At 60.2% G+C, this 26,386-nt stretch carries 23 protein-coding genes; 18 read left to right on the top strand and 5 right to left on the bottom strand.

The genetic code is table 11. The features are described 5' to 3' along the window. Nucleotides 1-7: 7 nt before the first annotated feature. Nucleotides 8-883, bottom strand: a complete 876-nt coding sequence (locus tag Q1B40_RS01215) for a sulfotransferase family 2 domain-containing protein (RefSeq protein WP_299808806.1) — start codon at nt 881-883, stop codon at nt 8-10. A gap of 140 nt (nt 884-1,023) precedes the next feature. Here Q1B40_RS01215 and Q1B40_RS01210 point away from each other — a divergent pair, with 140 nt between their 5' ends. The 8 genes from Q1B40_RS01210 (at nt 1,024) to Q1B40_RS01175 (ending at nt 7,791) form a co-directional block, all read left to right on the top strand. After that, on the top strand, nt 1,024-1,893 hold the full coding sequence (locus Q1B40_RS01210; protein ID WP_299808804.1) for a glycosyltransferase family 2 protein: 870 nt from the start codon (nt 1,024-1,026) through the stop codon (nt 1,891-1,893). Nucleotides 1,894-1,990: 97 nt separating this feature from the next. Next, nucleotides 1,991-2,755 carry a glucose-1-phosphate cytidylyltransferase gene (gene rfbF / locus Q1B40_RS01205; RefSeq protein WP_299808802.1) on the top strand — a complete coding sequence of 255 codons (765 nt, stop codon included), beginning with the start codon at nt 1,991-1,993 and terminating at the stop codon, nt 2,753-2,755. A gap of 6 nt (nt 2,756-2,761) precedes the next feature. After that, entirely contained in the window at nt 2,762-3,808 is a 1,047-nt protein-coding gene (gene rfbG / locus Q1B40_RS01200; RefSeq protein ID WP_299808800.1) for a CDP-glucose 4,6-dehydratase, read from the top strand. Continuing rightward, the gene (gene rfbC, locus Q1B40_RS01195; RefSeq protein ID WP_299808798.1) at nt 3,805-4,350 is read left to right on the top strand and encodes a dTDP-4-dehydrorhamnose 3,5-epimerase; all 546 of its coding nucleotides are present in this window, start codon (nt 3,805-3,807) and stop codon (nt 4,348-4,350) included. Before rfbG ends, rfbC begins: the two co-directional genes overlap by 4 nt. After that, a complete protein-coding gene (locus tag Q1B40_RS01190) occupies nt 4,347-5,588 on the top strand; it encodes a class I SAM-dependent methyltransferase (RefSeq protein ID WP_299808796.1) in 1,242 nt (413 codons plus the stop codon). Before rfbC ends, Q1B40_RS01190 begins: the two co-directional genes overlap by 4 nt. A gap of 99 nt (nt 5,589-5,687) precedes the next feature. Beyond that, nucleotides 5,688-6,179, top strand: a complete 492-nt coding sequence (locus Q1B40_RS01185) for a DapH/DapD/GlmU-related protein (protein WP_299808793.1) — start codon at nt 5,688-5,690, stop codon at nt 6,177-6,179. After that, on the top strand, nt 6,176-7,003 hold the full coding sequence (locus tag Q1B40_RS01180) for an NAD(P)-dependent oxidoreductase (RefSeq protein ID WP_299808790.1): 828 nt from the start codon (nt 6,176-6,178) through the stop codon (nt 7,001-7,003). Before Q1B40_RS01185 ends, Q1B40_RS01180 begins: the two co-directional genes overlap by 4 nt. After that, nucleotides 7,000-7,791, top strand: coding sequence for a cephalosporin hydroxylase family protein (locus Q1B40_RS01175; protein WP_299808787.1), 792 nt, complete (start codon nt 7,000-7,002; stop codon nt 7,789-7,791). The genes Q1B40_RS01180 and Q1B40_RS01175 overlap by 4 nt, the downstream gene beginning before the upstream one ends. A gap of 32 nt (nt 7,792-7,823) precedes the next feature. On the opposite strand, the gene yegS is transcribed toward Q1B40_RS01175, so the two are convergent. Together yegS and gcvA are read right to left on the bottom strand one after the other, a co-directional pair. Continuing rightward, the gene (gene yegS / locus Q1B40_RS01170; RefSeq protein ID WP_299808784.1) at nt 7,824-8,732 is read right to left on the bottom strand and encodes a lipid kinase YegS; all 909 of its coding nucleotides are present in this window, start codon (nt 8,730-8,732) and stop codon (nt 7,824-7,826) included. 65 nt (nt 8,733-8,797) lie between these two features. Then, nucleotides 8,798-9,721, bottom strand: a complete 924-nt coding sequence (gcvA, locus tag Q1B40_RS01165) for a transcriptional regulator GcvA (protein WP_299808781.1) — start codon at nt 9,719-9,721, stop codon at nt 8,798-8,800. 156 nt (nt 9,722-9,877) lie between these two features. On the opposite strand from gcvA, the gene Q1B40_RS01160 reads away from it, so the two are divergent. Continuing rightward, nucleotides 9,878-11,095, top strand: a complete 1,218-nt coding sequence (locus Q1B40_RS01160; RefSeq protein ID WP_299808778.1) for an acyl-CoA dehydrogenase — start codon at nt 9,878-9,880, stop codon at nt 11,093-11,095. A 98-nt stretch (nt 11,096-11,193) separates the two neighbouring features. Next, nucleotides 11,194-12,375: an FAD-binding oxidoreductase gene (locus tag Q1B40_RS01155; protein WP_299808776.1), complete on the top strand. Its 1,182-nt coding sequence runs from the start codon at nt 11,194-11,196 to the stop codon at nt 12,373-12,375. A 40-nt stretch (nt 12,376-12,415) separates the two neighbouring features. Here the strand turns inward: Q1B40_RS01155 and Q1B40_RS01150 are convergent, their stop codons facing one another. Then, a complete protein-coding gene (locus Q1B40_RS01150) occupies nt 12,416-13,447 on the bottom strand; it encodes an N-formylglutamate amidohydrolase (RefSeq protein ID WP_299808775.1) in 1,032 nt (343 codons plus the stop codon). A 384-nt stretch (nt 13,448-13,831) separates the two neighbouring features. Between Q1B40_RS01150 and Q1B40_RS01145 the strand changes: the two genes are divergently transcribed. Both Q1B40_RS01145 and Q1B40_RS01140 read left to right on the top strand, forming a co-directional pair. Beyond that, a complete protein-coding gene (locus Q1B40_RS01145) occupies nt 13,832-15,010 on the top strand; it encodes an aminotransferase class V-fold PLP-dependent enzyme (protein ID WP_299808773.1) in 1,179 nt (392 codons plus the stop codon). Nucleotides 15,011-15,070: 60 nt separating this feature from the next. Further along, nucleotides 15,071-16,795, top strand: coding sequence for a Na/Pi symporter (locus tag Q1B40_RS01140; protein ID WP_299808771.1), 1,725 nt, complete (start codon nt 15,071-15,073; stop codon nt 16,793-16,795). A 21-nt stretch (nt 16,796-16,816) separates the two neighbouring features. On the opposite strand, the gene pap is transcribed toward Q1B40_RS01140, so the two are convergent. Then, nucleotides 16,817-18,283 (bottom strand): polyphosphate:AMP phosphotransferase, encoded by a 1,467-nt coding sequence (gene pap, locus Q1B40_RS01135; RefSeq protein WP_299808769.1) that lies wholly within the window; start codon nt 18,281-18,283, stop codon nt 16,817-16,819. Between the two features lie 185 nt (nt 18,284-18,468). Here pap and Q1B40_RS01130 point away from each other — a divergent pair, with 185 nt between their 5' ends. From Q1B40_RS01130 to Q1B40_RS01105, 6 genes are all read left to right on the top strand, one after another. Next, a complete protein-coding gene (locus Q1B40_RS01130) occupies nt 18,469-20,523 on the top strand; it encodes a bifunctional DedA family/phosphatase PAP2 family protein (protein ID WP_299808767.1) in 2,055 nt (684 codons plus the stop codon). A gap of 144 nt (nt 20,524-20,667) precedes the next feature. Further along, on the top strand, nt 20,668-21,096 hold the full coding sequence (locus tag Q1B40_RS01125) for a YeeE/YedE family protein (RefSeq protein WP_299808765.1): 429 nt from the start codon (nt 20,668-20,670) through the stop codon (nt 21,094-21,096). 4 nt (nt 21,097-21,100) lie between these two features. Beyond that, nucleotides 21,101-21,535 (top strand): DUF6691 family protein, encoded by a 435-nt coding sequence (locus tag Q1B40_RS01120; protein WP_299808763.1) that lies wholly within the window; start codon nt 21,101-21,103, stop codon nt 21,533-21,535. Between the two features lie 102 nt (nt 21,536-21,637). Continuing rightward, nucleotides 21,638-22,531, top strand: a complete 894-nt coding sequence (locus Q1B40_RS01115; protein ID WP_299808760.1) for an MBL fold metallo-hydrolase — start codon at nt 21,638-21,640, stop codon at nt 22,529-22,531. Between the two features lie 124 nt (nt 22,532-22,655). Continuing rightward, on the top strand, nt 22,656-24,332 hold the full coding sequence (locus Q1B40_RS01110) for a bifunctional protein tyrosine phosphatase family protein/NAD(P)/FAD-dependent oxidoreductase (protein WP_299808757.1): 1,677 nt from the start codon (nt 22,656-22,658) through the stop codon (nt 24,330-24,332). 268 nt (nt 24,333-24,600) lie between these two features. Then, nucleotides 24,601-26,385: a SulP family inorganic anion transporter gene (locus tag Q1B40_RS01105; protein ID WP_299808754.1), complete on the top strand. Its 1,785-nt coding sequence runs from the start codon at nt 24,601-24,603 to the stop codon at nt 26,383-26,385. Nucleotide 26,386: the final 1 nt, after the last annotated feature.

Below are 26,386 nucleotides of genomic sequence, written 5' to 3'. Positions count from 1 at the left end.
CCTGGTTTCAATTGTCCGAAAAATACGTGTTCTTCGACGCCGGTGTGTCGAAATCGAAACCGAAGCGCTCGATATCCGCTGCGTACCAGTCGGCGACGATGCGAATCGTCCGGGGGCTATAGATGTCCCGGTAGTCCGCGCGGGAGGCCTTGCTGATATTGCGTCTTTCCAGCTCACTTTCGAAGTTCAAATAGTCTTTCAGTTCTACGCCGAGCCGCTCCTGGCGCAGGACATCAACGGCAACTTCATTGTGCTCGTCCAGCACATAGTCCTCCTGCGGATACCAACCTCCGACCGCACGGTGCCAGAAATACGGCTCAGCGCCCCATTGGTGACGCTCTTCCAGAAATTTTTCGAATTCCTCTTTCGAAAAGTCCGGCGCCAAACCGGAATATTTCCGCGTCTGCAGCGCAAACTTGAACCTTGAGACCGTGCGAGACCATGGATTACGCACGATCGCGAAAGGTTTTGTGGCCTTGCGGACCGAAAGGTCAACATCCCTCAACCTGGCGTGTTCATATCCGGGGTTAGTGCCTTTTTGCTCCATGTGGCTTTTGAGCCCATCCGCATAGGCCTTGCTTTTGAGGCGCCTGCGGTTGGCGAGCACCAGTTTTCCCTGGAGCTGGGGAGCTTCGCGAATGGCCATCCCGCCATTTTTGGGAATATGGATGAAGAGGTGTTTCCTGGGCGTCAGCCCTAGCCGCGCGGGTGCGAACTTGAGAAAATTCCTGAGCTGATATTCGTCCATGCTTTCCGTGCTACCATCTGGCCCCGCCTCCCGGAACGCGACTGCAAATCCGGAACACTTTAACTCGAGTATCTCATCGCGGCGACCGACCCGGTGGTGCCTTATCGGAAAGCGCAGAGCCTGTCCAATTTTCAAACGGGAAGCCGGGTCAGCTCGGCCGCGCTATTTCGCGTTTCGTTGACCGCACAAGTCAGCGAGTCTAATTAACAGCACGCTTTTCCTGAATCGGGATCGCTGCGGCTGTATCGCCAGACGACGAATTACGGATGGAACCGTTGAGCAAACCCAAAGTCCTAGTCCTGTTTCCCATCTACAACGGCGAAAAAACCATGCGGGAAAGCCTCGATTGCATCGCCAATCAGGACTTCACGGACTTCCGGGCAATCATCGTCGATAACAAGTCGACGGACGGAACCGCGGAGATTGCGCGGGCCTATTGCGAAAAGGATCCCCGCTTCGAGGTGCTGACGCAGGACGAGCATCTTTCCGCGGTGAAGAATTTCATTTTCTGCATGAAATACGGCAAGGAGCACGCGGATTATTTCTGCCTGCGCGCCTGCGATGACCTGTCGAGCGCGAACTTCCTGTCCGAGCTGGTGAAAGCGCTGGATGACAATCCGGACAAGCTGCTCGCCGCTCCGACCGTCAGAAGGGTCAATGGCGACGTCGAACGCGTTTTGCGGCCCGACCCGATCATTTTCGGATATACCGAGTCACTCGCTGGAGGCGTTGTGCCGCGCAGCCTCGCCTATCCTTCGGAATGGTGCTACGGGCTCTGCCGTGCCGAGGGCGGCGCGGATATACTCATCCGGCGCTGGAGCGAATATCCGCATGCCTGGTGCGTCGCATCCTATGTGGTTGCGGAATTCGTGATGCGCGATCTGGCTGTCTGGGCCGAGGATGCCGAGTTCATCTTTGTCGAGGGCTCGGGATCGTTCGAAAAATACGGCGCGAAAACCTTCCTTGGCAAACTGCAGCAGCGGCTGAACTACACGATTGGCTGCTACAAGGTCGTCCACAAGCTGCCGGACGTTTCGCTGCGCACCCGGATAAAACTGTTCCGGAGGCTCTGGCGCGACTCGAGGATAAAGACCCGCTACGATCTGGAAGATCATTTTCTGAAAGCCATGAGACTCAGAAAGTGAGCCAAACCTGTTTGCAGCCGGTACCTACCTTGATAGATACGTCGCAAACAATAACCGGGCCGGCGTGCTTGTTTCAGTCCTTTGACGGTGTATAAAAATGAAAGCAGTTATTCTGGCCGGTGGATTGGGAACCCGCATCAGCGAGGAATCGCATCTCAAACCCAAACCCATGATCGAGATCGGCGGACGGCCCATTCTCTGGCACATCATGAAGATCTACGCGGCCAACGGGATCACCGAATTCGTCATCTGCTGCGGCTACAAAGGCTATGTGATCAAGGAGTATTTCGCCAACTATTTCCTGCATATGTCGGACGTCACCTTCCACATGGACGAGAACCGCATGGAAGTGCATCGCCGTCAGGCGGAACCCTGGAAGGTCACGCTGGTCGATACCGGCGAAAGCACGATGACGGGCGGGCGCATCAAGCGGGTGGCGGATTATATCGATGACACGTTCTGCCTCACCTACGGGGACGGCGTCGCCGACATCCGGGTCGACCGGCTGGTCGCGCAACACAAGACCAGCGGCCTTGAAGCGACCGTGACCGCCATTCAGCCGCCGGGACGCTACGGATCTCTGGAAATATCGGATGGCCGTGTGGTCAACTTCCTTGAAAAGCCCCTTGGCGACGGCCAGTGGATCAATGGTGGCTATTTCGTTTGCGAGCCTTCCGTCCTCTCGCGTATCGTCGGCGACGATATTCCCTGGGAAGCGGGCCCTCTGGAAGGTCTTGCGAAGGACGGTCAACTGGGCGTTTTCCGGCATGAAGGCTATTGGGCCGCCATGGACACGCTGCGCGACAAGAACCAGCTTGAAAATCTATGGCAGTCCGGAACAGCGCCCTGGAAGATCTGGTAGATGGCGATGAGCTTCTGGCAAGACAGAAAGGTTCTCCTGACCGGGCATACGGGTTTCAAGGGAGCCTGGTTGAGCGAACTGCTGATCGGACGGGGTGCCGAGGTTTCCGGCATCGCGCTTCCCGCCGAGGGAGACAGCAGCCTATATGCCGGCCTGAAACTGGACACCCGGATGAGAAACGCCCTTCTCGACATCCGCGATGCGGATGCGCTGCAGAAGGAAGTTGCCGCGACCCGGCCGGAAATCGTTCTTCATCTTGCGGCCCAGTCCCTGGTCCGCCGTTCCTACAAGGATCCGGTCGGAAACTGGGCGACCAATGTGATGGGCACCGTTCATCTTCTGGACGCGCTGCACAGGCTGGATCGACCGGTGACGGTCATCGTCGTGACCACCGACAAGGTCTATGAAAACCACGAATGGGCGTATGCCTACCGCGAGAACGATCCGCTCGGCGGATACGATCCGTATTCGGCCTCCAAGGCAGCCACCGAACTCGTGTCCGCCAGCTGGCGCCGGTCCTTCGGCGGCGGCGGTTTGAAGATAGCAACGGCCCGGGCGGGCAATGTCATCGGTGGTGGGGATTGGGCGGAGGATCGTCTGGTTCCCGATATCATCCGCTCCCTGCAAGCCGGAAATCCGGCAGAAATCCGCAATCCCGCCTCGATCCGTCCCTGGCAGCATGTGCTCGATCCGCTCGAGGGTTATCTCACTCTGGCCGAACGCGTGCATTTGGCGGCAGATGCGCGGTTCCAGTGCGGATATAATTTCGGCCCCGAGCCGGCCGATGTGTTTTCCGTTCGGGACCTGGCCGATACCATCCTGCAACACTGGCCCGGCAAATGGACCGACGCGTCCGACGCGCATGCCGTCCACGAAGCCGGCCGTCTTTCGCTGTCGATCGACAAGGCACGCTGCGACCTCGGCTGGGCGCCTGCCTGGCGGTTCGCGAACGCGATCGAAAAAACGGTCACCTGGTACCGCCAGGTTGCGGAAGGCGCCGACCCACTTCAGGTTACCCGCGACCAGATCGCCACTTTCGAGGCCGACAGATGAAGTTCACGCCTCTTTCCCTTGCCGGCGCCTATCAGGTTGGCCTGGAGCGCAGGGGCGACAGCCGGGGCTTTTTTGCCCGGATGTTCTGCCGTGAAGAGTTCCAGCGGCATGGACTGGCCGGGACCTGGGAACAGTGCAACGTGTCTTACAGCGCTGAGAAGGGCACCCTGCGCGGCATGCATTTCCAGCGGCCGCCGAAAGCGGATGCAAAACTGGTGAAATGCATGCAAGGCGCTGTCTTCGATGTCATCGTCGATCTTCGCAAGGGCTCCGAAACCTTCGGGCAATGGACTTCGGTGACGCTCAGTTCGGAAGGTGGAGAGATGATCTACATTCCTGCCGGGTGCGCGCATGGCTTCCAGACACTGACACCGAATGCGGAGCTGCTGTATTTCCACTCGGACAGCTACAGCCCCGAAAATGAAGGCGGATTGCATCACGCAGATCCGGACGTCGCCATCGCCTGGCCTCTGGAAATCGGCACGCTTTCCGAACGTGACCGAACCCTGCCGCCCCTGAAGAATGTGGACCCGATTTCATGAACCAGACCTGCCGTCATTGCGGACGCGACCTGACCCGGCAATTCCTCGACCTCGGCTATGCACCGCCGTCGAACGCCTATCTTGCGGAAGAGGATCTCTCGGCACCGGAACTGACCTATCCGCTGCGCCTGATGGTCTGCGACGGATGTTTTCTGGTGCAGACACAGGACTATACCGACGCCGGCAGCCTGTTCGACAAGGACTATGCCTATTTCTCGTCAACCTCGAAAAGCTGGCTGGCGCATGCGGCCGACTATTGCCGCAAGATCACCGCGCGGCTGGGCCTTGACGACAACAGCTTAGTGGTTGAGACCGCTTCGAACGACGGCTACCTCCTGAAGAATTTCGTCGCGGACGGCATCCCCTGTCTCGGCATCGAGCCGACCGCTTCCACTGCCACGGCGGCGGAAGCTCTCGGCGTTCCGGTGATGCGTGAATTCTTCGGTGCGGCTCTTGCCAAAGAGCTCGCAGCCAGCGGAAAGCAGGCCGACCTAGTCATCGGCAACAATGTCTATGCCCATGTTCCGGATATCAACGATTTCACCCGCGGCCTCGCCCAGTTGTTGAAACCTTCCGGCGTTGTGACACTGGAATTTCCGCATCTCATGCGTCTGGTGGAATTCTGCCAGTTCGACACGGTCTATCACGAGCATTTTTCCTATCTTGCCCTTGGAACCGTTTCCCGCATCTTTGCCGCCGCGGGCCTCAGGGTCTTCGATGTCGAAGAGTTGCCGACACATGGCGGCAGCCTGAGGGTCTATGGCTGCCTCGAGGACGCCCCGCATGCGGAAAGCAGCGCGGTTGCGAACGTGCTGTCGGAAGAACGGCGGCGGGGCATGGAAACACCGGAATTCTACGCCTCTTTCCAGCAGCGCGCGGAACGGGTGAAAAACCAGTTCCTGGGTTTTCTGCTGGACGCCAAACGGGACGGCAGGACCGTGGCCGGTTACGGAGCGGCCGCAAAAGGCAACACGCTTTTGAACTTTGCGGGCGTCAGACCTGATCTGCTGCCATTCGTCTGCGACGGGGCACCGGCAAAACAGGGAAAGTTCCTGCCGGGCAGTCACATTCCGGTCCTGCCGCCGGAGGCGCTGAAAGACCGGCGGCCGGACTATCTGATCATACTGCCGTGGAACATCGCGGAGGAAATCAAAAAGCAGAACGCGGATCTTGCCGCCTCCGGCACCAGGTTCGTCACCTTTATTCCCGAAGTCCGGGTGCTTGAAGGCAGCCCCTGACGCACCGGTTTGCGGCAAGCGCCTTTGACAGGGCGCGGACTTCCGGCATGCTGCTGCGACAGACACAGACCTCCTGAAAGAAACTGGCAACACCGTCCCATGACCCTAGAGATCGACCCGACAGCCCGAATATCGAAACTGGCCGATATCGAAGACAGCGTGCGCGGCTCGGTCATACGGATCGGCGCCCGTTCCACAGTTGACAGTTTCGTGAAGATCAAACCAGCCGGAGGCTCCGGTGACGTCGAGATCGGCGAGAATGTCACCCTCAATTCCGGCTGTGTGATTTATTCCGGCCATGGCCTCAGGATCGGCGACAATGTCGCCATCGCGGCCAACTGCACGTTCGCCCCGGTCAATCATGCCTTTGCGGACCGGAGCCGACTGATTGTCGAGCAGGGCTTTCAGCCGAGCCGGGGCGGCATTACGATCGGCGACGATGTATGGATCGGTGCGAACTGCGTGTTTCTCGACGGCGCCGTCGTCAACAGCGGATGTGTGATTGGGGCGGGAACCGTCGTCAGGGGCACCGTTGCGGCCTATACGATCGTCACTGGCAATCCGATGCGCACAATCGGAACGAGGACATGAAGGCTACTGTTTTAGGCGCGAGCGGATTCATCGGCCGAAATATCGTCCGGCATCTTCGGGGGAAGAGCTATGACGTGACAATGCCGGGACGGGCGGAGCTGGCAACGCTCGCAGGCGATCTGGGCCATGTCTTTTACTGCATCGGTATGACCGGCAATTTCAGGAAATACCCTCTCGCAACGGTGGAGGCCCATGCGGGTCTTCTGGCAAGGCTGCTGGAAACGACGTCGTTTGAGTCGTTCCTGTATTTTTCGAGCACCCGGATCTACGGCCAGGCCAGCGGATGCGAAGAGACCGCGGAAGACGCCCCGATCGGCGTGACGCCGTCGGCCGACACGACCTATGACCTTTCGAAAATGCTGGGCGAGGCACTTTGCCTTGCTACGCCGGGGGTTCGCGTTGTCCGTCTGTCGAATGTTTACGGACCGGACCAGAGCCAGAGCACTTTCCTCGGATCCCTTTTGCGGGATCTGCTAACGGCGGGACGTGCGGAGATTCTGGAATCCGCCGGATCTTCAAAGGACTATGTTTCCGTCGAAGACGTCGTGGCGATGGCCGAGAGGATCGCGCAATCGGGCCGGCAGCGGATCTACAATATCGCCAGCTGCACGCAGACCCGTCACGGCGACATTGCCCGCACACTCAAGCAGGAAGGCTATTCGTGCTCCTTCCGGCCCGGTGGCGCATGCAGAGCCTTTCCCGCGATCAACATCGCCAGACTTCAGAGCGAGTTTGATTTCTCGCCAAGAAAACTCATCGAGGACCTGCCTTCGCTGCTACGCATGGCGGGCAACGGCCCGACCTATTCAGGAGTTGAACAATGAACAACAACAACAATCCGGTCACAGAATTCGAGAGCGAGCGGGAAACCCGGATTTCCGGCTATGCCGGACAGGAAGAGTGGAAGACCCTTTCCCGCGACTGGATGAAGACCGCCTTCGACGAAAAATACATGTACAATTTCGCTTGGGGCGGTCGGCCAATCATACAGCTCCCGACGGACATGGTCGTCTTCCAGGAAATCGTCTGGGCGACCAAACCGGATCTGATCATCGAGACAGGGATCGCACATGGCGGTTCGCTGATCATGAGCGCCTCGCTGCTGGCGATGCTGGATTATTGCGAGGCGGTTGAAACCGGCGGTGTCGTCGATCCCAAAGCCGTCAAAAGGCGCGTACTCGGAATCGATATCGACATCAGGTCGCATAACAGGGAGGTGATCGAGGCCCATCCCATGTCGTCCAAGATCGACATGTTCGAAGGATCCTCCATTGAAGACGCGATGATCCAGCGGGTGGCCGAATATGCCGGAAACTACAAGCGCGTCCTGGTGTGCCTCGACAGCAATCACACCCATGACCATGTGCTGGCCGAGTTGAATGCCTATGCCGGATTGGCTACGAAAGACAGCTATTGTCTCGTCTTCGATACGGTGATTGAGGATCTGCCGGAAGGCACTTTTCCGGACCGGCCGTGGGCGCCAGGCAACAATGCCAAGACAGCTGTTCACGAGTTTCTGAAATCGCATCCGGAATTTTCAATCGACCAGAGCATCAACAACAAGCTGCTGATATCGGCGGCACCCGACGGCTGGCTGAAACGGGCAAAATAGGCGGGCGGGTGAAACAGACAGAGGGATCCGCGTCAGCGCCGCAGGTTGATCTGGTGGTGCCTGATGCCGATTTCCCAGGACTGGCCGTTCATCGGCTCGCCGTCCAGATTGAACTGCACGCTGTCCTCGGTCTGGATGGTGACGTTGCGCACCTTCTTTTGAATAAGGGCGTTGTTCAGACCTTCCGCGCCGCTGTCCAGCAGCATGGTCAACAGGTCGATCGCCCGGCCTGAGGTGGGGAAAGGCAGGATGGTCAGGTCGAGGAAGCCGTCGTCGAGTTTGGCGTGGGGACACAGCCGGATACCGCCTCCGGCGCGCTGCCCGTTGCCGACGGCAAGGGCCAGGAATGCACCTTCCCAGGTGAAATCCTCGGCCTCGATCCGGGCTTCACAGGCCGCCAGTTCGGAAAAGCGCTGCAGGCCTGTGAACAGATAGGCGGCCCCGCCCAGAACCTTCTTGAGGTTCGGATCGGTTTCTGACGTCACGCGGGTCCCGAAACCTCCGGTGGCCATGTTCACGAACACGCAGCCGTTGACCTTGCCGATGTCCGTGGGCTTGGCTTCGGCACGCGCGGCAAAGCGCAGGCAGGACAGAATGTCGTCGGCATCCAGATCTATCTGGCCGGCAAAATCATTGGCGGTGCCGAGCGGAAGCACCGCGAAGGCGAATGGCGGCTTTTCATCCTCGGCCAGTTCATGAAGCGTCGCATCGACCACCTCGTTCAAGGTGCCGTCGCCGCCGCCGCTCACAAGCGTGTCGATCCGTTCGCTTGCGTGATCGCTCAGGGCCTCCCTGACGAGACGGGGAATGTCGCCGGGCTCATAGGTGGTGCGAACGGACACTTCGTGTCCCATGGACCGCACCTCGTTCACGGCCTCACGCACATCGTCCCGGCCCGCCGACTTGCCGTTGAGGATCAGGCGCAGATGCTGCTTGTCCAATTGCTTCTCCCTTGGAAAGTCCCGCGCTCGGATGAACAGCGGACGTTCTTTCACTTCCAGATCGATCACCCCGGCAGCATGGCTTCGCGATCTGCCCGGGCCATTCTGGCCTCTTCCATAAGCCACTTCCGAAAGGCCGCCACCACGGGCCGGATGGTCCGCCCCTCCGGATAAACGAAATAATAGGCTGTCTGCTGGTCCAGCGACAGGTCAAACAGGCGCACGAGGCGTCCCGAGGCCAGTTCGGTTTCAACGAAGAACCGCGGGATCAACGCCGCGCCCGCGTGATGGATCGCAGCCTCCGAGATCATCACGAACTGCTCGAACCGCGCGCCCTGGAACGCCGTGTCCGTTTCGACGCCCGCCAGATCGAACCAGTGGCGCCAGGCAAGAGGCCGGGTTGCCAGCTGCAGGCGCGGAACACGCGCCAGATCAGCCGGCGTGCGGATCTCGTGTCTGTCCCTGAAAGCGCGCGAGGCTACAGGAATAACTTCCTCGTCGAACAATCGTTCCGCAATGGCTCCGGCCCAGACCGGATCGCCGTGATGAATGGCCCCGTCGAACGGCTCCTCCTCGAAATCGAAGGGCTGCAGACGAACACTCAGGTTCAATCCGGCGTCCGGATGACGGCGGGCAAAATCCGCCAGACGCGGCGCCAGCCAGCGGGTCCCGAAAGTCGGCAGCACGGCCAGATTCAGAACATCGGCGCTGCCGGCATAGGACATCACCTGCCGCGTCGCGGAGGTCATCTGTTCCAGCGCGCCACGGATGTCGTGCAGATAGATACGGCCTGCATCGGTCAGCACAATGCGCTGACGCACACGTCGGAACAGCTCGACGCCGAGACGGTCCTCCAGATGGCGCACCTGCTTGGACACCGCCCCTTGCGTCAGATGAAGTTCCTCTGCTGCCCGGGTGAAGCTCAAATGCCGGGCGGCGCATTCGAAAGCGATCAGGGTGTCCGCTGGCGGGACAAAGGCACGTCGCACGAACTCTCCTCCACTTCATTCCATTTTGTCATGAATGATGGAGCAGCTTTCGCTTTTCCGCAAATGAAATTACGGCAAGACTGGAGAATAAAGAATGACCCCGGCTGATGACAGGCCGACAGAGATGGGCTGAGGCAACCGGCCCGGGAGAGACTCATGAACGCTTCGGCACACGTTAAATCCTCGCCCTCCGGCGGCGGCACATTCGACTGGCAGGACCCGTTTCACCTGCGTGATCAGCTCAAGGAAGACGAGCAGCTCATTCAGGACACTGCCCGGGCGTATGCGCAGGAAAAGCTGCAGCCGCGCATTATCGAGGCCTACCGCGAGGAGAAGACCGACCGGGAAATCTTCAACGAAATGGGGGCGCTCGGCCTGCTGGGCGTCACGCTTCCGGAGGAGTACGGTTGTGCGGGCGCTTCCTATGTCGCCTACGGCGTCGTTGCCCGGGAAATCGAGCGCGTCGACAGCGGCTACCGCTCGATGATGAGCGTTCAATCCTCGCTGGTGATGTATCCGATCTATGCCTACGGCTCCGAGGAGCAGCGGCAGAAATACCTGCCGAAACTGGCCTCCGGAGAATTCGTCGGCTGTTTCGGCCTGACCGAACCGGATGCGGGCTCCGACCCGGCCGGAATGCGCACCCGTGCGGAAAAGATCGACGGCGGCTACAGGCTGACCGGTTCGAAAATGTGGATCTCCAACTCGCCGATCGCCGATGTATTCGTGGTCTGGGCGAAATCGGAAGCCCATGACGGCGCCATTCGCGGCTTCGTGCTGGAAAAAGGCATGAAGGGCCTCAGCGCCCCGAAGATCGGCGGCAAGCTTTCCCTGCGTGCCTCGATCACCGGCGAAATCGTCATGGACCGCGTCGAGGTGGGCGAGGATGCGCTGCTGCCGAATGTTTCCGGTCTCAAGGGGCCGTTCGGCTGTCTCAACCGCGCCCGTTATGGCATTTCATGGGGCTCCATGGGCGCGGCGGAGGACTGCTGGATGCGCGCCCGCCAGTACGGTCTCGACCGCGAACAGTTCGGACGCCCGCTGGCGCAGACACAGCTTTTCCAGAAGAAGCTTGCCGACATGCAGACCGAGATCACGCTCGGACTGCAGGCGGCACTCCGTGTCGGCCAGCTCTTCGACGCAGGCGAGGCTTCGCCGGAAATGATTTCGCTGATCAAGCGCAACAATTGCGGCAAGGCGCTGGATATTGCCCGGCAGGCTCGTGACATGCACGGCGGCAACGGCATCCAGGAAGAATATCATGTCATGCGCCACTCCCAGAATCTGGAAACCGTCAACACCTACGAAGGCACGCATGACGTCCATGCGCTGATCCTCGGACGCGCCCAGACCGGCCTGCAGGCTTTCTTCTGATCCGGCTTCGGATCCGGAACACCCGGCGGGCGGACCTGATGTCCGTCCGCCCTCCTTTATCGGCGTTCTCCTGAACGCGGGCTGGCCACGGAGGCTGCATGGCAGAGCGGACTGCGGATGTCGTTGTCATTGGCGGAGCCGTCATGGGCTCCTCCGTTGCCTGTCACCTTGCCGGGCGAAAGGATTTTACCGGCCGCATCCTTGTCGTTGAAGCCGATCCTGCGTATGAGACCTGCGCTTCTGCCCGATCGGCGGCGTCCATCCGCCAGCAGTTCTCCACGGCCATCAACATTGAAATCTCGCTGTACGGTATCCGGTTCCTGAGGGAGATCGGCGCGAGGCTCGAAGTGAACGCGGAGCGCCCCGCGATCGACCTGCACGAGGGCGGCTACCTGTTTCTGGCAACGCCGGACAAGGTGGACATCCTTGAAGAGAACCACCGGCTGCAGCAAAAGCTTGGCGCGGATATCGGATTTTTCGATTCCGCCGGGCTCAAGCGAAAATTCCCCTGGCTGGACGTCTCGGACCTCGCCGCCGGTTGTCACGGACTGACCGGAGAGGGCTGGTTCGACGGCTACGGCCTGATGCAGGCCTTCCGGAAAAAAGCCCGCGCCCTCGGTGTAGAGTATATCGCTGCGCAAGCCTCGGTGGACGCTGCCGGCGGCGGGGACTGGCGGATAAAGTTGTCGAACGGAGACACATTGACGGCACCGGTCGTCGTGAATTGCGCGGGGGCGGCCGGGGGCACGGAGATCTGCAGGCAGGCAGGGCTGGAGGTTCCGGTCGTGCCGCGCAAGCGCTGCGTCTTCACCTTCGACTGCCGGGAGAAACTCGACCATTTTCCGCTGCTGATCGATCCGACAGGCACCTATGTGCGCCCGGAAGGAGCGGGCTATATCTGCGGATCGGCTCCGCCTGAGGACCGGGATCCGGATTGTTCCGATTTCGAGGTCGACCATAGCCTCTTCGAAGAGCATATCTGGCCGGCCCTTGCCGCGCGTGTGCCGGCTTTCGAGGCCATCCGCCCGGGGCCTTCCTGGGCCGGCAGCTACGACATGAACCTTTTCGACCACAACGCTTTCATCGGCGCAGTCCCCGGCCTGAAAGGCTTCTATCTGGCGCTGGGTTTTTCCGGCCACGGATTGCAGCAGTCACCGGCCGTCGGCCGGGGCCTGGCGGAGCTGATCGCGACAGGCGCCTATCAGACCCTGGATCTGTCGCCCCTGTCGATCGAGCGCCTCGCGGCGCAAAGGCCGATCCTTGAAAGAAATGTTGTCTGAGATCACCGAACGGTCGTGACCATCCGGAGCTTTTAGCGCGTTACTCCGCCACAAGAAGCGGTGCAACCGGGCCTTCCTTCACATCCACGAGCCGGGAACCTGCAACTTTCGGCAACTCCAGGGGATCGGCCGGAATGATCTTCTCAGCGCTGCGGTCGGCGGAGACGCCGCTGGCGCAGGCCTTTCGAGGAGCGGCGCTCCTGGTTTCCGGATGGCCTGTATCCGGCAGCGTATCCGAGGCTATCTCCGGCTCCCGAGGCATAGGTTTCGTACCAGCGGTTCCCGGGCTCTCCGCCCAATCGACCACGCCCGACATCGTTTTTGCCAGGACTGCGCTCAAACGGGGCGTCCTGGTCTTGTCCGGCTCGAAGGGCGGGGTTTCATGACGCAGGTAGGCCCGCTGCGCGAGAAGCAGGGTCACGACATGAATTCCCCGGTTCGGTCGCCCGTAAGAGCGTTCTATGAAGCCACCACCGGCATATCCGTCCACGCCGACGGAATAGTCCTCATGATCCCTGAAAGCGCCGACAAGCTGATTGCGGAGTTGCGGATCACAGGACGTACCGTTGGAACTGCCGATGCTGATCAAGGGCAATCCCGTGTCCGTCACACCCTTGATGTTGGAGCGCATGGACTGGCAGTTGACGATAACGATCCTGTCGTGTTTGCGCAGCAACCGGTCGATCTGTTTGCGCAACGCCCGGAGAAACGGCATGCAGAACAACAGGGAGCGCTGCTCGATCTCCGTCGGGCCCGGCTCCTCGCCCGGCTGGTAGATCCTCTTTCCGTCAAGGGTCGTGATCGGACACAGGGCAGTTGCCGGATCCTGGGCCGCGCTGAGCGGTGTCTGCGGGTCCTTGTCAACGTCAATGACATAACGGGAAATCGAGGAGCGCAGCAGTGTCGCATCCAGTTCCTTGTGAAACCCGAAAACCCGCTCGATCCGCCAGGACAAATCGGTCTGGAGCCGCCCCGTTGCGTTCAGCCTGTTCAGCACAGCATTCGGGATTTCCGTGCCGCTGTGAGGCAGGCACAGAATGAGCGGGCTTTGTCCTTCTTCAACCAGGATCATATGGAACGCCTAACCGACAAAAGCGATTGACCTCTAACTTGAAGAAATTACTTAACGGAAACAAGACATTTTCGCATCTTAAAACGGGTGTATCAATGCATATCGCAATCAATAAATGGAATTTATATCATGTGAATCAATTCCTTACAGAGATTAACCCTAGAACGCAATCGTAATTGCAACCACTGATTTTTCTCTCGTTGCGTTAACTTTTCTTGCACTGTGGCCCAGGGCAGCTGACCAACGCCCCGAACCGGACAATCGGTCTTCCCTGCTTGACGGAACTGTCCCGGCAGGCAATTTTCCGGTTGAACACCTCTTGCGGCAGACAGTGCCGAACCATCCTTCCAACCCTGGATCTGCACTTTGAACAAGGAGCCCGCCATGTCCCTTCGCAATGGCAAAGAGTTTTTGATGATTCCGGGGCCGACCAATGTTCCCGATGAAGTCCTGAGGGCGATGCACAAGCCCGCTGTCGACATTTACGAAGGGCCGCTTCTCGAAAACACCCAGTTCTGCATGGATAGCCTCAGGAAGCTGTTTCGAACGGAAGGCAAAACCTACATCTATGCGGCCAACGGTCATGGTGCCTGGGACGCAGCTCTGTGCAACACGTTGAAACGGGGTGACAAGATCCTGGTTCTGGAATCGGGCCGCTTCGCGCTTGGCTGGGGCGACGCCGGCGGCATTGCCGGCCTGGACGTCGAGGTCCTGGCCGGACAATGGGACAAGAGTGTCGATGCCGCCCGCCTGGAAGAACGGTTGAAACAGGACACCTCCCACGAGATTGCCGCAATACTGGTGGTGCAGGTCGATACCGCATCCGGTGTCTGGAACGATATCGCCGCGCTTCGAAGAGCCATCGATGCCGCCGGTCACCCGGCGCTCTACATGGTCGACACGATCGCATCGCTCGGCTGCATGCCGTTTGAAATGGACGCCTGGGGAGTCGATGTCGCCCTGACCGGCTCGCAAAAAGGTCTGATGTGTCCTCCCGGTCTTGCCTTCGTGGCGGCAGGGCCGAAAGCCGACAAGGCCCACGAAACCGCGAACCTGAGAACCAACTACACCGACTGGACCTTCCGGCAGGGGCCCGAGCATTACCAGAAATACTGCGGCACGCCTCCGGAACACCTGTTGTTCGCCTTCCGCAAGGCGCTGGAGCTGCTGTTCGAGGAGGGGCTGGAGAAGGTCTGGCACCGGCATGCGCTGCTGGCCGAGGCCACCCGCCGAGCCGTGGCCGAGTGGTCCAGGGACGGCGCCATTCACTTCAGCATCAGCGAACCGCATGCCCGCTCCAACAGCGTGACCGTAGTGCGCATCGACCAGGGTGACGTGGCAGCGCTACGCAGCTTCACGAAGGACGTCTGCGGCGTCACTATAGGCGGCACCATCGGCGAATTGTCCGGCAAGGGCATCCGGATCGCTCATATGGGCCATGTGAACGCGGTCATGCTGCTCGGCACGCTTGCCGCCATCGAACTCGGCCTGACGAAACTCGCGATCCCGCATGGCCGGGGCGGTGTTCAGGCCGCCATGGATTATCTAGCGGAAGCCATTTGACTGCCGCATCGGTCCTCTGTCGCGGCAGGCTGCTCCACAGCCCATGAAAGCGGGTAAGACATGACTGTACTCCTGAATTTGGCCGGCGCGCTCGGGCTGTTCCTTTATGGAATGAAGGTCATGAGCGACGCTTTGTCGGAGCTCGCGGGACGCGGCCTGAGAACCACGCTTGGAGACCTGACCTCCAACCGCTTCAAGGCGCTCTCCATCGGCGTCTTTATCACCTGCGTCATCCAGTCCTCGTCGGCGACGACCGTGATGGTCGTCAGCTTCGTCAATGCGGGCCTGTTGCCACTGACAGGTGCGATCCCGGTGATCATGGGTGCCAATATCGGCACCACATTCACCGCATGGCTGATCGCCCTTCTGGGCTTCGGCCTGTCGATGACCGCCATCGCCATCCCGCTGATGGCGCTCGGCTTTGCGCTGTTTTCGGCGCCGGCAGGCCAGGCCCGCAAATGGGGCGGCATCATCATCGGTTTCGGGCTGCTGTTCATCGGTCTTGAATTCATGAAGGACGCGGTGCCGGATCTGCAGAACAATCCGGCCGTCTACGCATTCATCGGAACCGTCTCGGGCTACGGCTTCTTCTCGACACTGCTTTTTCTCCTGATCGGTACGATCCTGACCGTTGGCCTTCAGTCCTCAAGCGCGACGATGGCGATCACCATTGTTGCGGCGAGCCAGGGCTGGCTGCCGTTCGAGGCAGCCGCCGCGATCATCCTGGGGGAAAATATCGGCACCACGATCACAGCGAACCTTGCCGCGCTGGTCGCCAATGCAAACGCCAGGCGGGCGGCCCTGGCGCATTTCTTTGTCAATGTCTTCGGGGTGATCTGGGCGCTGCTGCTCCTTCGTCCGCTGATCGGCCTCGTGAACGAAGCCGTCATGTGGGGCGGCGGCGGATCTCCCCTTGATAATCCCGCGGCCATTCCGCTCGGCCTCGCCCTGTTTCACAGCATCTTCAATATACTGAACGTTTCGCTGCAAATCGGTTTCGTCAGCAGGCTTGCAGATCTGGTGACGCGCATCATTCCCGATAAACCCGATCCGGGTCTGGAATTCGCGGTTCCGAAATATCTTACCGCTTCCGCGATCAAATATCCCGAAACGGCCGTGGATGCCTTCCTGAAGGAATCCCGGCGGCTCTTCAACAACGCGCTCTTTGAGAGCGTCGCGCACAGTCTGTCCCTTTCGCGCCGGCAGATACAGTCAGATGAACCTTTCGAGCCCTGGCTCAGACAGGCAGGCCCCATCCATCCCTATGACACGCAAGCGCATTTCCTGAGCCGGATTGAGCCGCTTTTTGAGGAGATGCTGCGCTATTCGTCGGAGATTCTGGCTAATCATAACCTGACCGAAGTTCAGGATCACCAGATCCAGGCCATCCGTCTCGCCGATCGGCGCATGCTGGACATCGTCAAGAACAGCGCCGTTCTCAACATGATCGCCACGCGGGAGGCAGGAGACAGAAGCCCGGAATTCCATCAGGAGATGGATTCGATCCGTCTGGTGATCGCAAAACTGCTGCGCTCGCTCTTCGAACTGTTCAGCCAGGACCCGGAGTTACGGACCCGCGAAGCATTCAAGGCGCTGCGACGGGACGCGCAATCCCTCGACAGGAAAATCTTCCGTGAGACGGATGAGCTGATCCGAAGCCGGAAGCTGACTCCCGCGGAAGGTGCCACGCTCATCAACGCGAGCTCCATCTGCAAGCATATGTCGCGCGACCTGGTGAAAACCGCACGCACGCTCTACAGCGATTTTCACAGCATCCCGGCATGACCATCGGCCTTGCCGACGCCTTCAGAGCTTCTCCTCAAGTCGATCGCACACCGTCTTCAGAACCTTGACGCGGGCATGGCGCTTGTTTTCGGCGGAGACCAGCGTCCAGGGCGCGTAATCGGTCGACGTCCGGTCGATCATGTCGCCTGCAGCGATCGCGTATTGATCCCACTTGAGGCGATTACGCCAGTCGTCGTCGGTGATCTTGTGCTGCTTGTAGGCGGTGTCTTCACGCGCCTTGAACCGGCGCAGCTGTTCTTCCTCGGAAATCGCCAGCCAGAACTTGCAGACGATATAGCCGAAGTCCGTCAGTTCCTGTTCGAACTCGTTGATCTCGTTATAGGCGCGCAGCCAGTCATCGTGGCCGGCATAGCCTTCCACCCGTTCGACCAGCACGCGCTCGTACCAGGACCGGTCGAAGATCGCGAAATGCCCCTTGCCGGGGACCCGGCGCCAGAATCTCCACAGATAGGGCCGCGCCTTCTCCTCGTCGGTCGGCGCCGAAATCGGATGGACCTTGTAGATGCGCGGATCGAGCGGCCGGATGACCCGCCGGATAGCGCCACCCTTTCCGGCTGCATCGTTACCCTGGAAGACCAGCACCACGCCAGTTTTCGTCATGGATTTTCGGTCGGAAAGTTCCGACAGCACCTTCTGGTACCTGTCACGCTGCTCTTCGTATTCGGCTTTGCCCAGCTTCTCGGTGAGATCGATCATATCGACCGCGGTTTCGCGTTTCAGGCCACCGACAACGGGCGGCGCCGAGACGGAATGCGTTTCTCCATCTTCCAGTTTCAGTTTCATGGCTGCTGCCACTGTCTGGGCGAGCGCGGCGTCGCGGTATTCCGGGTCCTGCGAGGGGATGACGAACCAGGGCGCAAATCCCTTGCTGGTTTCCAAGATGATCTTTTCGCCTGCCTGACTGGCCTTCTTGTGGTGTTTCAGGGCCGCCCAGTCCGCAAGCACGTGACGGGCGGCGTGTTTTTTCTCGATGCGTTTCAGCCGTTCTTCCTGAACCTCCTTAGGCAACACGAACCAGAATTTCAGGATCAACACATCTTCATTCGCCAGCATTTCCTCGAACCGGCGGATGCGGACAAGCGCCTTTTCGAAGGCGTCTTCATCGATCTTCTTGTAGATCCAGTCCCTGAGGACGGACTGGTACCAGCTGCCGAAGACAATCGCCGTGTCGCCTTTGGCCGGCAGGTCCCGCCAGTAGCGCCACAGCGGCGGCCGCCGGCGCGCCTCGTCCATCGGTTCGCCATAAGCGTTACAGACGAGGTGGCGGGCATCCATCCAGCCGTAAAGACGGGCAACGGCTTCGCCCTTGCCGGCGCCGTCGAGCCCGTCCACCAGAATCAGCGTTGAAAACGGCTGCTTCTCGATCATCGGCAATTGTGCCGCCAGCAGGGACTCCCTGAGTTCCGGCTCGAGCTTCTTGAAGGTCTTCTTGTCCATTTTCTGCGGCAACCGGGCCGATTCAAACATAAAAACCTCCATGAGACGTGTCGTCTCTTTCATTGTTAAACAGCTTCGGGCCCGGAGAAACCGTTTTTTCGCTATTGGATGGAAGGATGCACGCCTATATGAAGCGGTAATCAAACAAATCGGACGCACGAACCGTCCCGCAATTGACCCTGGAAACGCCTTTTTTCATCAACCGACTGACATCCGTGACCGAATATTTTGACCTTGTCCTGACCTTCATTGCAGACAATCCGTCGCTGGCAGGCCTGATCTGTTTCCTGGCGGCCATGGGCGAAGCGCTGTTCCTCATCGGACTGTTCGTGCCGTCCACGGTGGTGCTGGTGGGTGCGGGAACGCTTGTCGGTCTTGGAAAACTCGACCTTGCGCCGATCTTCATCTGGACCGCTCTGGGCGCGACGGCGGGCGATGCGATCTCCTATTGGATCGGCTACGCGTTCAAGGACAAGATCAAGAGCATGTGGCCGCTCAGCAAGTATGCCCACATTATCGAGAGCGGTGAGAAATTCTTCGCCAGACACGGTGGCAAGAGTGTTTTCTTCGGTCGCTTCGTACCGGGGGTCAAATCCGTTGTTCCCGGTATTGCCGGGATGGCGGGCATGAATTTCTCCCGCTTCTCGGTCGTCAACATCACATCCGCCGTCGCCTGGACCATTGCCCATCTGGGACCGGGCATCCTCGCCGGATCGGCGCTGGGCGCCATCGGCCAGATCAGTGGACGCCTGGCGCTGGTGCTGGGCGCCCTGCTGCTCGTGGTCTTCCTCACCGTAATGCTGGGACGGTGGCTGATCGTGATCATCCTGCCGCTGTTTCCGAACGCGCATGCAGCCATCGTTTCCTGGTTCGTCAAACGTCCGGGCCGGATTTCGCAGTGGATCGCACGCAATTTCGACCCGGCCCACCCCCGCTCCGCCGGCATGCTTGCCTCCGCGCTGCTGCTGCTGATCTCCATACCGGCCTTTTTCTGGATCGTCGGCGAGATCGCCCCGGGCGAACCGATGGTGCGGGCCGATCTTGCCATCCTCAACCTGTTCGACAGTCTGCGCACACCGATGGGCGACAGGATCATGGTCTTCCTGACCACCCTGGGTGACGGGATCGTCGTGACGGCCGTAACATTGGCCGTTGCCGCCTATCTGTTCCTGCGCAAGGCCTGGAGACGGGGGACAGGCTTCGTCATCGCCATGGCCGGAACGGCGCTGTTCGTGCCGTTGTTCAAGCTGGTTCTGCACCGGTCGCGGCCGATCGAACTTTACGCGGGCGCGGATGCCTACAGTTTCCCGAGCGGCCATGCGACGCTGAACGCCGTCCTTTTCGGGATCTGCGCAGTGCTGATCGCTCATGACCTCAGCCGCTGGGCCAAGGCGGGCGTCTTTACCGTCACCGCCACCTTCGTGATCGCCATCGGGTTTTCCCGGATCTATCTCGGTGCCCACTGGATGTCCGATGTGCTGGCGGGACTGTTCTTCGGAACGGCGATGGTCTCCGCCTTTGCCTTTGTGTTCGGCCCTATCCACAACGAGAAAATCGGACGGGCGACCGTTGCCGTCATTGCCATCCTGACCTTGGGCGTCTTCGGGGGCTGGCACCTGTCAGGGACCTACCAGCACGCCTTGCAGACCTACGAGCCGCGCGCAAGCAAGGAGGTACTGACGGCGTCCGGATGGAAGGAAGGGGGCTGGAGGCTGCTGCCCGCGCGGCGGATCGAACTCAACGGCGACACTGAAGAACCGCTTGTCATCCAGTATGCCGGAGAACTCAACCGGTTCGCGGAACTTGCCGGCAAGGCCGGCTGGCAGCAGCCACCGAAATGGTCGCTGTCTTCGGCCACCGGGTTCGTGGAAGGCAAGACCTCCCCGGACTCGCTGCCCATCCTGCCGCGCACCCAGAACGGCCGCCAACCAGCCCTGATGCTGATCCGCGAAGACCCGAATGATCGCCAGGGCGGCCGCTGGGTGCTGCGCCTCTGGCCCAGCCGCTATGAAATCCTGAATCACGGCAAGTTGCAGGCGCTTTATCTCGGCAGTGTGGTTCACGAGGATATCCTGCGGCCGATGGGCGAATTTTCCGGCCCCAGAACAAACGTCGATGTACCCGTCCCGGCGGATAATCCAGCCCTTCTGATGACATCAGCTGTGACCCGCAAACGCTTCGACGGCACCCTTGTTGTGCTGAGTTCCGGGTCTGAACCTCCTGAGTCCCCCGGCAAAACGACCGGCGTGGCACCCGCCCGCACCCGATAGAAGCGGCGCGTCCGCCCGGGAGTCCCTTTCCGGCGAAATCCATTCCGGCACGACATCAACTCTCCGCCCGCGATCTGAAAAGATTCCCCTTGAAACCCATCCATTATATTCATATATTCGAATATATCTTAATAAGAGGCCATCATGACTGAATTCACACCACTACTGAGCTTCGCAGGCGGAATGGTGATCGGGCTTGCCACGGTCGCATTGATGGCCGTGCACGGAAGGATCGCCGGTATCAACGGCATCCTGAACGGCTTTCTGACCACGCAGTTCAATCAGGACTGGGCCTGGCGCGCCGCCTTTCTCGCCGGCATGATCGTCAGCCCTCTAGTCCTGCTCGGAGTGACCGGCCAGATGCCGGAAATCTCCGTCCCCTCGGCCACTCCCCTTCTCCTGATCGGCGGGTTTCTGACGGGGATCGGCACCACATACGCCTCCGGCTGCACCAGCGGCCACGGGGTATGCGGCATATCGCGACTGTCGGCACGCTCGATCGTTGCCACCGTCACCTTCATGACGGCCGCCATCGCGACCGTTTTCCTGACCCGTCACGTATTTGGAGGCTGATCGCATGAAAGCTCTTCTCGCATTTGTCTTCGGCCTTGTGTTCGGTTGCGGCATCCTGATCTCCGGCATGGGCAACCCGGCCAAGGTCCTGAACTTCTTCGACATCGCCGGCACATGGGACCCGAGCCTTGCCTTCGTCATGGGGGGTGCTCTCCTGGTGACCGCAATCGGCTACCGTCTGGTCTTCCGGATGGGCAAGCCGCTGCTCGCGGGCTACTTCAGCCTGCCGACGCGGCAGGACCTGGATGTCAGGCTGATCGGCGGTTCCGCGGTTTTCGGAATCGGCTGGGCATTGACCGGCTTCTGCCCGGGCGGTCTTGTCCCGGTCCTCGGCCTGGGAACGGCCCCGCTCATGACCGGTGCGGCCATTCTGGCCGGTATTCTGGCGGCCAGATGGATGATCCAGTTGAGTTATCGCAAGGCAGCCGTTCAAGCTTGAGATTAGGGTGCTGACCCATAAAATGACGGAGAATCCTGTCTGCGGTCACTTGAACGCAAGATGGTCAAGAATTCCGCCCAATTTGTAATCAGGGAGAAAAGAATGAGCAGTTCGAATTACCCGGTCGATATGACCGTCAAGCCGGATGTCAAAGCATTCTTCGACCCGGCGACCAACACGATCAGTTATATCGTCAAGGATCCGGCGTCCAATTCCTGCGCTGTTGTCGACAGTGTCATGGACATCGATTACGCGGCTGGCCGCATCACTTATGACCATGCCGACGCCATCATCGCCCATGTCCGGGACAGTGACCTCGAGGTGGAATGGCTGATCGAAACCCATGTTCACGCCGACCACCTGTCCGCCGCGCCCTATATCCAGCAGAAACTCGGTGGCAAGCTGGGCATCGGTGACAAGATCACCGTCGTTCAGGACACGTTCGGCAAGGTTTTCAACGAAGGCACCGAGTTCCAGCGCGACGGCAGCCAGTTCGACCGGCTGTTCAAGGACGGAGACACCTATCAGATCGGTGGAATGACGGCCTTTGCCATGTATACCCCCGGACACACGCCCGCCTGCATGGTGCATGTGATCGGCAATGCGGCCTTTGTCGGCGACACCCTGTTCATGCCCGATGGCGGTTCCGCCCGTGCCGACTTCCCGGGCGGCGATGCGGCGACCCTTTACGATTCCATTCAGAAGGTGCTTGCCCTGCCGGACGAGATGCGCCTGTTCATGTGCCACGACTATGGCCCCAACGGCCGCGACATTGCCTGGGAGACCACGGTCGGCGCCGAGAAGGCCCACAATATCCACGTCGGGGGTGGCAAGACGAAGGAAGACTTCGTCAAGTTCCGAACGGAACGCGACGCCCAGCTGGACATGCCGAGGCTGATCATCCCCTCGCTGCAGGTGAACATGCGCGGCGGCAAGATGCCGCCTGCCGACGAAAGCGGCAAAACCTTTCTGAAGGTGCCGGTGAACGCGCTCTGAAGCAGGCAGGCCCTGAACATCATCAGGATCGGGAGGAAGGCTGACCCGCGCCACGCAGCAAGACGTGGGTGCGGGTCAGTCCGACATGCGATCCGGAAACTGAACCCGCCGGGAGGAAACGGCTGTGAACATGAAACCTATCAACACACAGATATACGTCTCCCCGCAGATCCGCCCGGAAGACCTGGCGGAGATCGCCCAGCAGGGGTTCCGCTCCATCATCTGCAACCGGCCGGACGGGGAAGGCGCGGACCAGCCCACCTTCGAGGAAATGGAAGCGGCGGCGAAAAAATTCGACATTGAAATCCGCTATCTGCCAATTGTCGCGGGCAAGGTGCGGGACGAAGACGCAACGGACTTCGGCGCACTCATGGAAAAGCTGCCGAAACCTGTTCTGGCCTACTGCCGGACCGGAACGCGCTCGGCGACGCTGTGGTCCCTCTCCCAGGCGAACAAGCAACCTCTGGCGGATATTCTGTCACAGACCAAGGCAGCCGGCTACGACATGGCAGGTGTGGTGCGCCGCATCGCCAACGGCGGGCGCACACCAACGGAAACAGCCGAAGACGCCAGGTATGACGTGGTCATCGTCGGTGCCGGCGCGGCCGGTATTTCGGTCGCCTCCAGTCTCCTGGCACGCAAGTCCGATCTGGAAATCGCCATCATCGATCCTGCGGACGTGCATTATTACCAGCCGGGCTGGACCATGGTCGGCGGCGGTATCTTCGATGCCGCGGACACGGCCAAGACCATGGGATCGCTGATCCCCAAGGGCGTTCACTGGCTTAAGTCGGCTGTCGCCGCCTTCGAGCCGAAGGACAACGCCGTCATTCTGGACGGCTGCCGTGTTGTCAAATACGGGCGCCTGGTGGTGTGTCCCGGACTGAAGCTGGACTGGCACCGGGTGGAGGGGCTCGTGGAGACCCTCGGCAAGAACGGCGTCACGTCCAACTACCGTTACGACCTGGCGCCCTATACCTGGAAGCTCGTTCAGGAGTTGAAGGGGGGACGGGCTCTCTTCACCCAGCCGCCGATGCCGATCAAATGCGCCGGGGCGCCGCAAAAGGCCATGTATCTCTCCGCCGATCACTGGACGAGAACCGGCAGCCTCGGCAATATCGACATTCAGTTCATGAACGCGGGCGGAGTGCTCTTCGGGGTGAAGGACTATGTCCCCGCGCTGATGGATTATGTGAAGCGCTACGGTATCGACCTGAACTTCTTCCACAACCTGATTTCCATCGATGGCCCTGCGAAAAAAGCGGTCTTCGAAGTAAAGGAACCAGAGAAAGACGCCCGTCAGGTGGAGGTCGACTTCGACATGATCCATGTCACGCCGCCCCAGACCGCCCCCGACTTCATCCGCGTCTCGCCGCTTGCCGACGCAGGCGGCTGGGTCGATGTGGACCAGTCGACGCTGCGCCACAAGACCTATGACAACATCTGGTCGCTGGGCGACGTGATGAACGCCCCCAATGCAAAGACCGCCGCCGCCGCGCGCAAGCAGGCGCCTGTTGTTGCTGAAAACGTGGTTGCCGACATCCGCGGCAAGAGCGCGACGGCACAGTATGACGGCTACGGATCCTGCCCGCTCACCGTCGAGCGCGGCAAGATCGTCCTTGCTGAATTCGGCTATGGCGGAACGCTGTTGCCGAGCTTCCCGCGTTGGCTGGTGGACGGGACCAAGCCAACGCGGGCTGCATGGCTCCTCAAGGAACGCATCCTGCCCCCCATCTACTGGCGCGCCATGCTGCGCGGCAAGGAATGGCTGGCGAAACCTGAAAAGATCTCGGCTTCGTAACCGCTCCGCCCCTGCAGATGCCGTGAAAGAACGTCGAACAACCGCCTCGATCAAGGCTGGAGCCAAAGGAAAAACCACACCATCGTCATCCCGGATGCAGCGAAGCGGAGATCCGGGATCGTGGAGCCCGGATCATCAGCCAGAATACCGCCGCTTCAGAAACCTGTGGCTCACCGATCCCGGCTCACGCTAGGCTTGGCCGGGATGACCACTATCAGAGGTTTTGCTCAATCGGGTCCAAATCTCTTTCAGTAAAAAGTTCAAACACATGAAATCGCTTCAGCGCTATTTTCCCATTCTCTCGTGGGGGAAGCAGTACGACAAGGAAACGGCGACCAGCGACCTGGTCGCCGCGATCATCGTCACCATCATGCTGATCCCGCAATCGCTCGCCTATGCGTTGCTTGCCGGATTGCCGCCGGAAGTCGGGCTCTACGCCTCCATCCTGCCGCTCGTGGCCTATACGATTTTCGGAACCAGCCGCGCGCTGGCCGTTGGTCCGGTGGCGGTCGTGTCGCTGCTGACAGCCTCCGCCGTGGGCGAATTCGCGCAACAGGGCACCCCGGAGTATCTGGGCGCCGCCATCGTGCTTGCCTTCCTGTCCGGCCTGATGCTGGTCGCAATGGGGCTGTTCCGGCTCGGCTTTCTCGCCAGTCTTCTCAGCCATCCGGTTATTTCCGGGTTCATCACCGCTTCCGGCCTGCTGATCGCGTCCAGTCAGCTCAAGCATATTCTCGGCGTTCCGGCACAGGGGCACACGCTCTACGACATCCTGCTGTCCATCGGCGGCAATCTGACGGAGATAAACTGGATCACCTTCGCCATCGGCGGTTCCGCGACGGTGTTCCTGTTCTGGGTGCGCAAGGGCCTGAAAAAGCTGCTGCTGAGCCTCGGTTTCAAACCCTTTTTTGCGGATATCCTGACCAAGGCCGGACCCGTCGCGGCCGTCGCGGTCACCACCCTCATCGCAGCGTTTTTCGATCTGGGCGCAAAGGGCGTACGGATCGTCGGTGACATTCCCTCCGGCCTGCCGATGCCGCAACTGCCTTCCTTCGACAGCGAGCTGTGGCTGGCGCTGGCCGGTCCCGCTTTGCTGATTTCGGTGATCGGTTTCGTGGAGTCCGTTTCCGTCGCCCAGACACTGGCTGCGAAGAAGCGCCAGCGGATCGAGCCGGATCAGGAGTTGATCGGCCTCGGAGCGTCGAACATCGCCTCGGCCATTTCCGGCGGCTATCCCGTCACCGGCGGTTTTGCGCGGTCCGTCGTGAATTTCGACGCCGGTGCGGCCACTCCGGCGGCCGGTGCTTTCACCGCCGTCGGCATCGCCCTGGCCACGCTGTTTCTCACGCCGCTGCTGACACATCTGCCGCAGGCGACGCTGGCTGCGACGATTATCGTTGCCGTGCTGTCGCTGGTGGATCTGGGTGCGGTCAAGCGCACCTTCCTCTATTCGAAAAGCGATTTCGCCGCGATGGCGGCAACCATCCTGATCACGCTGTTTTTCGGCGTTGAGCAGGGCGTGGTTTCCGGGGTCGCGCTTTCCATCGCGCTTTATCTCTACCGTAGCAGCCGCCCGCATATGGCAATCGTCGGTATCGTTCCGGGGAGTGAACATTTCCGCAATATCGACAGGCACACCGTGGTGACAGGCGAGCGTGTGCTCTCGCTTCGCGTCGATGAGAGCCTGTTCTTCGCCAATTCCAGGTTTCTGGAAGACCGGATCTACGCGCTTGTCGCGGAACGGGAAAACATCGAGCATGTGGTGCTGATGTGCACGGCGGTGAACGAGATCGACGCCAGCGCGCTGGAAAGTCTTGAGGAAATCAATCACCGCCTGTCGGATTCCGGCGTGACCTTCCATCTCTCGGAGATCAAGGGCCCTGTGATGGACCGGCTGAAGAAGACGGAGTTCCTGAAACACCTGACCGGCAGGATCTTCCTCAGCCAATATGAAGCCCTGTGTACGCTGGACCCGGAAACCACGCATATTTCGGAATCGCGGACACCGAAAAAACCGGCCCGCTCCGACATGTGGTCCGGGCCGGAGATCTAGA

The sequence above is a fragment of the uncultured Roseibium sp. genome (assembly GCF_947496995.1).
In the GTDB taxonomy this organism is placed as follows: Bacteria; Pseudomonadota; Alphaproteobacteria; order Rhizobiales; family Stappiaceae; genus Roseibium.
Note: the sequence above shows the minus strand (reverse complement) of the source record. Positions and strands in the feature narration are given on the sequence as shown.